The organism is Companilactobacillus crustorum JCM 15951 (assembly GCF_001434585.1).
Lineage (GTDB): Bacteria > Bacillota > Bacilli > Lactobacillales > Lactobacillaceae > Companilactobacillus > Companilactobacillus crustorum.
Genome location: NZ_AZDB01000045.1, coordinates 1 through 12603, shown reverse-complemented (window position 1 = coordinate 12603; position 12603 = coordinate 1). Strand labels below are relative to the sequence as shown.

The 12603-nt window shown below is 35.4% G+C and carries 9 protein-coding genes; 6 read left to right on the top strand and 3 right to left on the bottom strand.

Annotation, left to right across the window (positions count from 1 at the left end):
• The first annotated feature begins 141 nt into the window (after positions 1-141).
• From FD26_RS09665 to ppsA, 3 genes are all read left to right on the top strand, one after another.
• Positions 142-1935, top strand: coding sequence for a mannosyltransferase YkcB-related protein (locus FD26_RS09665; protein ID WP_057868220.1), 1794 nt, complete (start codon positions 142-144; stop codon positions 1933-1935).
• 19 nt (positions 1936-1954) lie between these two features.
• Positions 1955-2911 carry a glycosyltransferase family 2 protein gene (locus FD26_RS09660; RefSeq protein WP_057868219.1) on the top strand — a complete coding sequence of 319 codons (957 nt, stop codon included), beginning with the start codon at positions 1955-1957 and terminating at the stop codon, positions 2909-2911.
• Between the two features lie 466 nt (positions 2912-3377).
• Positions 3378-5780, top strand: a complete 2403-nt coding sequence (gene ppsA, locus FD26_RS09655) for a phosphoenolpyruvate synthase (RefSeq protein ID WP_057868218.1) — start codon at positions 3378-3380, stop codon at positions 5778-5780.
• A 76-nt stretch (positions 5781-5856) separates the two neighbouring features.
• Here ppsA and FD26_RS09650 read toward each other — a convergent pair whose 3' ends face one another.
• Entirely contained in the window at positions 5857-6834 is a 978-nt protein-coding gene (locus FD26_RS09650; RefSeq protein WP_057868217.1) for a GMP reductase, read from the bottom strand.
• Positions 6835-7141: 307 nt separating this feature from the next.
• Here FD26_RS09650 and glnA point away from each other — a divergent pair, with 307 nt between their 5' ends.
• Positions 7142-8470, top strand: coding sequence for a type I glutamate--ammonia ligase (gene glnA, locus FD26_RS09645; protein ID WP_257787249.1), 1329 nt, complete (start codon positions 7142-7144; stop codon positions 8468-8470).
• 269 nt (positions 8471-8739) lie between these two features.
• Here glnA and FD26_RS09640 read toward each other — a convergent pair whose 3' ends face one another.
• Positions 8740-9021, bottom strand: coding sequence for a hypothetical protein (locus tag FD26_RS09640; RefSeq protein ID WP_057868216.1), 282 nt, complete (start codon positions 9019-9021; stop codon positions 8740-8742).
• 624 nt (positions 9022-9645) lie between these two features.
• Between FD26_RS09640 and FD26_RS11395 the strand changes: the two genes are divergently transcribed.
• Positions 9646-9768, top strand: a complete 123-nt coding sequence (locus tag FD26_RS11395; RefSeq protein ID WP_257787248.1) for a hypothetical protein — start codon at positions 9646-9648, stop codon at positions 9766-9768.
• Between the two features lie 123 nt (positions 9769-9891).
• A complete protein-coding gene (locus FD26_RS09635) occupies positions 9892-10221 on the top strand; it encodes an MmcQ/YjbR family DNA-binding protein (RefSeq protein WP_057868215.1) in 330 nt (109 codons plus the stop codon).
• A 61-nt stretch (positions 10222-10282) separates the two neighbouring features.
• Here the strand turns inward: FD26_RS09635 and FD26_RS09630 are convergent, their stop codons facing one another.
• Positions 10283-12571 carry a lectin-like domain-containing protein gene (locus FD26_RS09630; protein ID WP_057868214.1) on the bottom strand — a complete coding sequence of 763 codons (2289 nt, stop codon included), beginning with the start codon at positions 12569-12571 and terminating at the stop codon, positions 10283-10285.
• Between the last annotated feature and the right edge of the window lie 32 nt (positions 12572-12603).

The window sequence follows — 12603 nt, the reverse complement described above, 5'->3', positions numbered from 1 at the left end:
GCGTTCGGATTAATTTTACAATCTACCTTATTATCTGTTTGGTTTGTTCAAAAAGCTGTTTTGAATAAACAATAACGTTATCTCTGGATCGGATTTGCTTTAATTGGTTTCTCATTTAATATTAAAATGTTGCAAGCCTTTATGATTTTGCCAGCGCTATACCTTTATTATTGGTTAGCTGCTGAAATTAATTGGAAAAAGAAATTGGTTCACTTATCAATTGCAACAGTTTTCTTGGCAGTCTTTACTTTAATTTGGCCTATGTCAGTTGATATGACAAATTCATCAAATAGACCATATGAAGGCGGTTCAGAAACAAATTCAGCGTTGGAATTAGCTTTTGGTTATAACGGTACTGAAAGATTGCTTGGTCAAACGACCGGTACTGGTGGGGCCTTCCCAGGAATGGGTAGCTCCTCTAAAAAAGGTAGCAAGTCGATGACGCCACCATCTGGCAGTAAATCAAAGCAGCCAAGTGGTACTAAATCATCAAGCAAGGCTCCAACACCCCCAAGTGGTTCAAAAAAGAAATCATCTAGTGGGACACCACCTGCTAAGCCATCTGGATCATCAAAAGGTGGCGCACCATCAATGGGTGGAACTAAGGCTGCTGGCGGTGGCGCTGGTACTGGTGGTGGAGGCGGTGGTGCCTTCAATATTGGTACTGCTGGACCATTCAGATTGCTTCAAAAAGAACTTGGGCCTCAAATTAGTTGGTTAATGTTGATAGCTGTCTTTGGAGTTATCTCAAGTTATGCTTACTTCAGAAGTTCTAAGATGAAGAAATGGTATGCACTCAATGCGCAAAGAAAGGATCTTTGGCTTTGGGTTGGCTGGTTAGTTCCAGTTGCTGGATTCTTCTCAGTTGCTAGTTTCTTCCATCCATACTACACAATCATGATAGCTCCAACGATGGCTGTTTTAGCAGGTGTCGGTATCTATACAATGATAAAACAATGGCGTGAAAAGTCATTGTGGGCAATGTTGTTGCCACTGTCAATTTTATCAACAAGTATTTTGCAAGCTTGGTATTTAACAGATTATTATCCAACCTTAGCTTGGGTTTTATTAATAGCCGGAATCGTGATTTCTATTCCATTGTTTGTTTTACCATGGATTGCTATTAAACTTAAAAATAAACGTGTTTGGCCAATTGCCGCTTTGATAATTGTTATGATAGCTCCAACTTGGTGGGCATTAACTCCAACTTTAGCTGGATCAAGTGACGGAATTCCTAGTGCTGGACCATCATTGCTTTCGTCAATGGGCGGTGGAGGTGGCATGGGTAATTCCCAAGTCGATTCTACCTTGCTTAATTATGTTGAAAAGCATCAAGGCAAAGCTGAATACTTATTTGCTACTGACGATTCTAGTACCGCTGCTCCATATATTATTAAAACTGGCAAGGCTGTAATGGCAATGGGTGGTTTTAATGGTACTGATAAAGCTATTACTTTAGCTCAATTTAAAAAGTTAGTTAAAGAAGGAAAAATCAAGTACTACTATTCTGGCGGTAAAACTGGTGGTTCAAATAATGAGATTGTCAGTTGGATCAAGAAGCATGCTAAGAAGGTAAGTTTAAGCAATAGCAGTACACAAACTAATAATTCTAGCTCAGTTATAGTTGCTTCGAAGATGAAGTCAACCAAGGCTCCAACCGGTGGTCAGGCTCCAAGCGGTACTGTTAAACCAGGATCAACAAAACCTGGAGCAGCTGGTACTAAATCTGGTGGCAATCCACCTTCAAAACCAAGTGGTTCAACGAATGGTACAGCTCCGTCTGGTACTAAACCAACTGGCAAAAAGAAATTAACTAAATCGCAATTAAAACAAACGAAAAAATCAAATAAATCTAAGACACCATCAATGGGTGGCGGTATGGGTGGACCTGGTCAATCAGGTACACTCTATGATTTATCAAGTATTTATAAATAAATGAAAGGAATCTCCGCCTATGAAAAATCAATTGATTTCAATTGTTTTGCCAGTTTTTAATGAAGAAGCTGGGATTCAAGCAACAATTGATACGTTATTAAATTATATTGAACAACAAGAAGAGAATTATGAATTAGTTTTTGTTGATGATGGGTCTAAAGATAAGTCAGTTGCCATTATTAATAAGGCTGTAGCTGAAAATAATAATATCAAACTAGTTGAATTCTCTCGTAATTTTGGACATCAATTAGCTATCACTGCCGGTCTTGAATATACAAAAGGGGATGCAGTTGTAGTAATGGATGCTGATCTTCAAGATCCTCCAGAAGTTATTCCCCAAATGATCGAAAAGTGGCATGAAGGATATGAAATTGTCTATGGTAAAAGAATGCAACGTGATGGTGAAACTTTTTTTAAAAAGTTTACTGCCAAAATGTTTTATCGTACCTTTAGAAAATTAGCTACAATCGATATGCCCTTGGATACGGGTGACTTCCGTTTAATGGATCGTAAAGCTGTGCATCAATTATTGAAATTGCACGAAAAAGATCCTTTCGTTCGAGGACAAGTAACTTGGATTGGTTTTAGACAGACAAGCGTTCAGTATCATCGTCAGGAACGAATTGCTGGAGAAACCAAATATCCACTTTCAAAAATGGTTAAATTAGCATTAGATGGAATCACATCTTTTTCAATGAAACCATTACAATTTGTTAATATTTTTTCGATTTTGCCTTTGGCAAGTGGCCTCTTTAGCTTAGGATACTTACTTATCAGCGGTAATTATAGTGTTGCTTCTGTCGGTGTAACAATTCTGCTATTTACTTTAGGATTATTGATGTTATCTATTGGTATTCTTGGAAGTTATCTAGGACGTATCTTGGATCAAGTTAATGATCGACCAAGATATATTGTTAGCAAAACTGAAGGTTTTGAAGAAAGAAATAAAGGAATTCATCATTTTACAGCACGTTAGGTAAATGATTAGAAAAAATTAGAAATATTCTTTTTTACTTTAAAAGTTTTCTTACTGTTTAAATGTTTAGTAATGTGTTAAAGTTATGGTAAATTTGATAGCTATAAAAGTTGTTTGATGGACAACCGAGCTTATCAAATTGAACATGAACTATCCCATTCATAAAAAAGAAGTTGACGAACACCCAGTCGTCAACTTCTTTTTCTTTTGCTCAATTTATTAAACATTGTTAAAAAAATAACTATTATTTTAACAATTATAAGGTGCGATTACTAAAAATAAAACTATCCCTTAACCGACTGATATACTTGCAACTATGTCTTGTATAACTTAAATATATATTTTGAAAATCTTTAGTAAAAATTGTGAATACGGTTACAATTTGTGAAAAAATGAACTATAATGCAGACATAAATAAAAGAAATCCATTTGTAAATGAGTTTCCATAATGTAAGGAGGCACTATCATGCTTAAGAGTAGTCGCGATACTGCGAATGTTTTATGGTTTAACGAATTGCACCGTAAAGATGTTAATTTGGTAGGAGGAAAATCATCTTCACTTGGTGAAATGACTTCGTCAATGGATGTACCCGTACCATATGGTTTTGCAACAACAGCACGAGCATATCAGTACTTTATGCAGCAAACAGGATTAAATGATAAAGTTAATTCTTTGCTAGAAAGTATTAAGGACTACGAAGATTCCAATGAATTACACGCAGCCTGCGAACAAATTCGTAATTTAATTGTAGATGCTAAGATGCCAGATGACTTAGCTAGTGATATTAAAGAAGCTTATGCGCAACTGGCAGAAAAAATGGGGCAAGTTGATCCCTTTGTAGCCATCAGATCATCTGCTACGGCTGAAGATTTGCCGAATGCTTCATTTGCTGGTCAACAGGAGTCCTATTTGAATATTAAAGGTGCAGCCGATGTAGTTGATCGAGTTCAGCAATGTTATTCATCGCTGTTTACTGATCGAGCAACCTACTATCGTCACAAACAAGGCTTTCCACATGAAAAAGTTGCTTTGTCAGCTGCAGTTCAAATGATGGTTTTCTCAAAGGCTTCAGGCATTATGTTCTCTGTCAATGTAGCTGATGGAGATGAATCAAAAATCGTGATAGATGCCATTTATGGTCTAGGTGAATATATTGTTTTGGGCAAGGTGACACCAGACCATTTTGTAGTAGATAAGCAATCAATGAAGATTGTTGAAAAGAATATTATCAAACAACAAGTAGAACTAATGAGAGTTCCAGACGGAGGAACTATTGAACAAGAAGTTCCTCAAGTATTACAAAATAAACAAGTTTTAACCGATGCTCAAGTTATTGAATTGGCTGGTTATGCTAAGGAAATCGAACGGCACTATGGCTGTTTCATGGATATGGAATATGCCTTAGATGCTAATACAAATCGTCTATGGATTGTTCAAGCACGTCCTGAGACGGTTTGGTCACAAAGAAAGAAGCATAAGCAGACGGAGAATCAAGATGTGGTTGCTGAAAAAGATGCTCAAATTGCTGTACGTGGATTGCCAGCTAGTCCCGGATTAGCTAGTGGTGTAGTTCATGTAATTGATGATCCTAAGGATATTAATGAGTTTAAAGAAGGGGAAATATTAGTAACATTGATGACGTCTCCTGATTGGGTTCCAGCAATGAAAAAGGCCGCTGCTATTGTCACTAACAGCGGTGGAATGACATGCCACGCAGCAATTGTCTCTCGTGAAATGCAGATTCCATGTATTGTTGGTACCAAGAGTCAAAATGTGGCCGCAACAGAGGTTCTAAAGACAGGCGATGTTGTTACAGTAGATGCTAAAAACGGAATTGTTTACATGGGTAAGGTTGAAAGTATTCTCAAGAAATCAGCTGCAAGTGCACCGATGTCAGGTCAGGCAATAGTTTCTGAAATCTTCGCACCAACTGCTACTGGTGTAATGATGAATCTTGGTGATCCTGATTTAGCTGATAAGTATTCAACGTTGCCAGCTGATGGGATTGGATTAATGCGTGAAGAATTTCTTTGGACCTCATTTATTCATGAGCATCCACTATATTTGATTGAGCAGGGACATCCAGAAAGGGTAGTGGACATGCTGGCCAGTGGAATTTCTAAAGTGGTTAGAGCAATGGCGCCGCGTTCAGTAGTTCTACGTTTGTCAGACTTTAAGTCGAGCGAATATCGTAACTTAAAGGGTGGAGACAAATTTGAACCGCATGAACCAGCTGATTTGTTGGGCTGGCGTGGAGCTTCTCGTTACTATGATCCCAAATATATTGAAGCCTTTAAATTAGAATTAGCAGCGGTCAAAAAAGTTAGAAATGAATTTGGTCTAAAGAATTTAAATATTATGATTCCATTCGTTAGAACAGTTGACGAAGCTCGAAAAGTTACTGATATTATTCGTAACGAGGGCCTAGTTCGGGGAGCAGATTTCAAAGTTTATATGATGGCTGAAATTCCTTCCAATATTATCTTAGCTGATCAATTCAATCAATTTATCGATGGCTATTCAATTGGATCGAATGATTTAGCAATGTTGATTCTTGGCTGTGATAGAAATAATGATACTGTAGCTAGTTTGTTTGATGAACGGAATTTGGCTGTAAAACGTGCTATCCGTCATTTAATTAAGGTGGCTCATAAAGATGGCAAGACAGTTTCTATTTGTGGACAAGCACCATCTGAATATCCTGATTTTACTAATTTCTTGATTCAGAGTGGTATTGATTATGTTTCGGTCAATCCAGATATGGTTAAAGAAACTAAGCGGAATGTAGCACATTTTGAACAAAGAATCATGTTGGATAAGGCTACAGGTCGTGGATTAGAAGATACAACTGATTATGATTGGAAATAAAGTTTCTGTTTAAATAGGACCTAGTGACTTGAATTGCAAGAGTCACTAGGTCCTATTTTATTTTTATTAGATGAAGTTAGTAAACATCACCATTGTAAATTGAATTTTTAACAATAACATAGTCGACTTTACGCAATGACTTTAGATCTTTTCCACCTGCGTAAGAAATAGATGATTGAAGATCCTGTTTCATTTCCGTCAAAGTATCCATAATTTCGCCTTTATAAGGAACTAACATGCGTTTACCCTCGACGTTTTTATATTCGCCCTTTTGATATTGAGAAGCAGAGCCAAAGTAAGCTTTATATTTGTGACCGTCTTTTTCAATGACACGTCCAGGTGATTCTTTGTGACCAGCTAAGAGGGAACCAATCATAACCATATCAGCTCCGAAACGGATCGATTTAGCAATGTCGCCATCGTTTCTAACGCCACCATCTGCAATAATTGGTTTACTAGCAGCTTTAGCACAGAGACGAACAGCAGCCAATTGCCAGCCACCAGTTCCAAAACCTGTCTTTAATTTAGTAATGCAAACTTTTCCCGGTCCAATACCAACTTTTGTGGCATCAGCCCCGGCATTTTCTAATTCACGAACAGCTTCTGGTGTACCAACATTTCCTGCAATTAAGAAGGATGAGGGAAGATTCTTTTTAATATAGTGGATCATGTCAATTACACGATCACTGTGACCGTGTGCGACGTCAATTGTAATATAATCTGGTTTTAAATTTTCAGTGACAAGAGTATCAATGAAGTCATATTCTTCTTGCTTGATACCAACACTAATAGATGTAAATAAATTCTTTTGATTCATATCTTTAATGAAAGCCACTCTAGTTTCTGGCTCAAAACGATGCATAACATAGAAGTAATTATTAGCAGCTAATTTTTCAGCGAGATTTTCATCTATAATTGTTTGCATATTAGCAGGGACAACAGGGATGTTAAATGTTTTAGGTCCAAATTTGATACTGGTATCACATTCGGAACGACTTGAAACAACACACTTATTCGGTATTAGTTGGATATCTTCATAATCAAAAACTTGCATTTATTATTCACTCCATTAATTACGAACAATTATTATTTTTATATCATATTTAGTTCGTATCTATAATTTAACTGCAAAGGTGCTAAATGTCAAATTAAAGTTTCTAATAACACGACTGAATGTGATAAAATTTTCCTATACAATAATTTTGTTATTTAATATTAGAATTTTTTGAAAATGATACTGAAAACATTTGACACTAAGATATGTAATTGGTATTATCATCATATTATTAATGGAACGGTATATTAATAACGTTTATTAGTGACCTTAAAAAAATCGGTATATCCAATAGGAGTGGTTAAAAGTGCAACATTATACTGCAGAAGATATTACAAAAATGGTTAAGGATGAAAACGTTGAGTTTCTCTGTTTGATGTTTACAGATATTAACGGAATCATCAAGAACGTCGAGGTTCCGGTATCGCAACTAGATAAAGTCTTAGCAAATAAGATTACTTTTGATGGTTCTTCAATTGACGGTTTTACTCGTATTGAAGAAAGCGATATGCTTTTACATCCTGATTTATCAACTTGGTTGATTTTCCCATGGGGTGAAGAACATGGACGTGTAGCTCGTTTGATCTGTGATATTTATAAAACAGATGGAACACCATTTGAAGGTGACCCTCGAGTAAATCTCAAGAGAGTTATTAAGAAAATGAATGATATGGGATATACTCATTTCAACATTGGTTCAGAACCAGAGTTCTTCCTATTCAATACAGATGAAAATGGCAATCCAACGTTGAAGTTGAATGATGATGGTAGCTACTTTGACTTTTCACCAGTTGATTTAGGGGTTAATGTTCGTAAAGATATCGTATTGGTACTTGAAAAGATGGGCTTTGAGGTTGAAGCTAGTCACCACGAAGTTGCACCTGGTCAACAAGAAATTGATTTTAAGTATCAAGATGCTTTATCAGCTGCTGACAGTATTGAAACTTTCAAGCTTGTTGTTAAAACAATTGCTAAGGAAAATGGTCTCTATGCTACGTTTATGCCAAAGCCTGTTCAAGGTATTAATGGTTCTGGGATGCATATCAATATGTCATTATTTAATGGCGATGATAATATTTTTGATGATGAGAATGACCGTCTTTCACACACAGCTAAGCAATTCTTGAGCGGTATTTTAAAACATGCTCGTGCACTTACAGCTGTAAATAATCCAACTGTTAACTCTTATAAACGTTTAGTACCAGGTTTTGAAGCTCCAACTTATATTGCTTGGTCAAGTAAAAACCGTTCTCCATTAATACGTGTACCTGCTGCTAAGGGCAAGTCTAAGCGTATTGAAATGAGAAGTGTTGATCCAACAACAAATCCATATCTAGCTATTGCATGTATTCTTGATGCTGGTTTAGACGGTATTGCTAGCGATTACGATCTCATGCCAGAGGTAAAAGATAATATCTATGAAATGTCCGAAGACAAACGTCGTGAAGAGGGCATTGTTGATTTACCTTCAACTTTACACAACTCCTTGAAAGCACTTCGTAAAGATGAATATGTTCAACAATCACTTGGCAAAGGTTTAACAAATAGTTTCTTCGCTGCTAAGAATGCTGAATGGGCAAGATATCAACAAACAGTTTCACAATGGGAAAGAGATACTTATATGTCTCAATACTAGAATTTGAATTTTTTAAATAAGTTCTGATGATTTTATCCATAGTCATCAGGGCTTATTTTTACATTGAATTTCTAAGTAATAATTGTTTCTTATCTGGCATTGTGATGAAAAGTATTTCTCTTATAAGAATTAATTCTTTAAAAGCTTTTCTCTGGAAAAATTTTTTCTGAAATGTTAATATTTGGCGTAATCAATTTCTGATTACTGCTTTCCCCCAGAGAGCAGAAAGGCCCCAAGCCATTGGCTTGGGGCCTTTTAGTATGCATTTTTTAATCACGAGTAATACTTAATACAGCGGTTGTTTTCAGAGAATTTTTGTTATCTTTTCCAATTGTGATCCAATCAGCTGCACTAACCAGACCTTCAAGTTTGTTTTCTTCGTCTTCTTCAGTAATCTTACCGTCCTCAAATCCACCCTTGAAGATACAATCAAGATAATAATGGTCTGCATTACTAGCCATCATTGATGACTGATATTTCCAAGCAATTAAGTAAGTTTCCTCAGTTATGTGAATGCTGCGACCATTGACTAAATTAATATTTAAAGCCATGAATACCGCCTCCTTAACTTTTATTATAGCAAAAGTAATCAATAAAATTATTTTTTTGAATATTGTAAATTTAAATTTTAAATCAGATAGTATAAAAAAGCTAAAGTTAACTACAGATTCAATTAAAGAAGGCTTTGAGAAAAAATGTTAAGGCTGATATTTCATTGAATATAATGGTCATATGGTCGTGGAGATTGCTTCATGGGGTAGAAGTATGATGAAGACGCCATATGACGTATTAAAAAAGAACCCGATTGAATTATTCACAATCGAGTTCTTTTTTAATTAATGAGTTATTATAAGTAAAAAAATCGCAAAAAAGATAACATCCAGAATGGCCGACCATTCGTACCATTTATCTGGCTTATTAAACTCTACTGTGTTATGCCCTCTTCTATGAGGGTACCACGACGGATATTCTTTTTTGGACATATTCTTCATTTTGCATCTTCTCCTTATTATCTGACTCCATTATATCGGGAACTTATTATTTATGCCACTGAAAAAAGATAAAATGTGGAAATATTAAAAAGAAAGGGCTTGCATTTTAATAAATAAAGAATATAATTTCATTTATTATCCGTTGAGAAGATATAAAGAAATAATTGATGGGGAGGTAAACAAATGAAATATCGTGTTGAATTAAATACAAAATCTCAATTGTTTACTGTTGAAGATAAAAACACTCATGTTTTTGCAGATGGTAAAACAATTGAAGAAGCTGTTAAAAAGTTACAGACAGTTTAAACTGAATTGAAAATAAAATTTCATACATATAGTTATTTGCTTTTTAGTGAATAACTATATTTTTTTTGGTTAAACTATGATTGTAGGAGGGTTTTTATAGTAAGTAAAAGTGAGTTAATTGATTTGATTGCAGAAAAATATAAAGCAGCACCACAATACTTATGGCAAAAATACCCAGATTATGCAGTTTTTAAGCATGAAAATGGTAAATGGTTTGCCTTAATAATGGGAGTGTCAGCCGCTACTTTTGGTATAAAAGAAAATGGCAAGGTTGATGTAATCGATATAAAAATGGATGCTGATCTGGCTGATATTTTAAGAGCTAAAAGCTACTTTTTTCCAGGCTATCATATGAATAAAAGAACTTGGACGACCATTATCTTAAAAGACATCGAAATGAAGGAGTTAGAACCCTTATTAGAAGAAAGTTACCAAACCACTTTAAATAAATAAAAACCAGTCTAGTGAACGTTTTGACGCTCCAGACTGGTTTTTATATACAAAATTATACTTTTTATAAGCTATCAGTAGCTGTCCAAGTTAAAGTTGTTTTATAATTTCCAACTTTAAAGTTTGTACCATTAGTCAAAAGTTTAGGACCTTGATCCTTTGACCAATAAATAGAACTTAACCGATTATTAGCCGCACTTGTTTGGATAACTATTCCGTTAGAGTCGATCACCTTATAAGTTCCATCGTCAAAATAATATCTTAGGACTAATGGCAATTGATCATTGGAACTATCAGTGAATGGGGTCTTTTGACTAACTGTTATTTTAGCAGGTGAAGCTATATCTCGACGTTGGTCAGAAACTTGTAGATCTGGAATAGCATTATTGTATTCATCACTACGATCAACAATTTCGTCAATTTTGTCGGATGGGCGGATCACATATTTGATATCTCTGGGATTAAGAGTAATTCCCAAAGGTCCAGGATTTACAGTTGTGTCTGAGCCATACATCTGAATAACTTGATTATTGTCATTGTATTGAATTGTATGTTTGGTATTGACTGGCTTGGACATTAGAGCAGAGATTGTCGTATCAACCACTATTTTATGAGTTGTAAGATCACCATTGTAAATACTTGCATCTGATTGATAGAGCGCAATTTGCTTGTCGCCATTACTCAAGGACGTTATTCGATAGTAGTAAGGTTGTACTTGATTAGTATTAGTTGCCGGAACGTCTTTACCGTCTATTTTTACCGAGTTTATATTACTTTCATTTGGAATATTGAAGTAATACGTAAATATTCCAGCAAAAATGGCATTGGGATTGGAATTTTTAATAGAGGTATTGTAAACAACATTGTCTCCAGCAAGGACATTATTAACTAATGTAGAAGTGTTTGATGGGTCGGTATAAGTCTTATTAATTACGTTATTATCAATTGATAACTTGGGATGACTATCCACAACTATTTTTGAAATATTAACTGTAGCTTCGTTAGATTTAACATCAGATCCGCTAGAAATAGGATAGTTGGTACCTTTAGCGGAAGCTATATTATCTAAGTTAACATTGTCATTGACACTAACTTTAGCTTTAAAAGTAATATCCTTATTGGCATTGCTTATGGGAATATCACCAACATTTACATTTACTGTATTGCCGTTAACAGATATTCCAGATGGTAAATTACTTGTTTCTGGAGTAATTCCAGTTGGTAAAGTATCTTTAACTGTTACGCCTTTCCAAGTATCACCAAGTCCGTTAGTTATGCTGTTGTTTAAAGATATCTTATATTCAATTTCATCATCTTTTTTAGCAGCTGTAGATTGTTTAAAGTCAGTTTCATTATTAGTTATATTTCTTACTGTCTTTTTTATTGTAGGCTGTTGAGCAATACCAGTATAAGCAATAGCAGCTAACATACTGTGTTCCCCAGTTGAACCGGTAAATCCCCAATAGACTTTATTGTTGTTGGCATTTAAATAGCTTAGATCTAGAGTGTAAGGTTTAATATCATGTCCATAATAGTTTCCTGAAATAATACCTTTACCTGTAGAGGTATCAGGTGTCCATTGAATGATTACCTTTTTCCATTTTGCCGTATCGTTTATGTTTGTGTACGGATATGCAAAGTTGTCGTTGTTGGCATCGGCATCATATACGCTATTGTGGATCATTTTCCTTGAAGCACCACTGATAATGACGTTGTCTTCATTTTTAACGAAAGTAATATGCTGGTGATGCGGATTATTAGGAATAGCATCATGATCAGTACCATGGTATTGAGCGGGATCATCATTGTAATACGGGTCAAACTCCATAGATAAAGCATGTGATATTCCCCCAAAGTTGTTCCAAGAGGTATTCATAGTACCATATACTCCTAGAGAACCACCGCCGTTACCAATAGCACCAGTTCCAGCACTCTGCATTGTGAAAGTTATTCCATCAGCAATATCGTTAGCCTTACCTGTAGTACTGTCATAGGAACCAGCCATGTATACGTAGAAAGAAGTAGCGAATGGCTTTGTGATATCAATTTGGTTTTTATACCACAACGTCTGAGTTTTATTTTTATTACCATCAGCGACCACTTGCATATTAGCGTACTCTTTGTTCTGAGTAGGAACATCTCCGTTGACGTAAAAATTATCCTGAATGGATGGACCGGTTTCTGGAGGTGCTGGTATGTCAGATTGAGATAAATCCGTTTTTACTCCAATAACCGTCGATAGAGGATTTAGCATGGCGCTAATATTTCTTTCTGAGGTTGCTGCATAAGTATTAGTAGCATTGAACCCAGTAATAAGTAAAAAAACAAATGTAAGTAATAAAGAAAAAAACATCTTAGAAAATGGTAGATTGTAAAATTAATCCG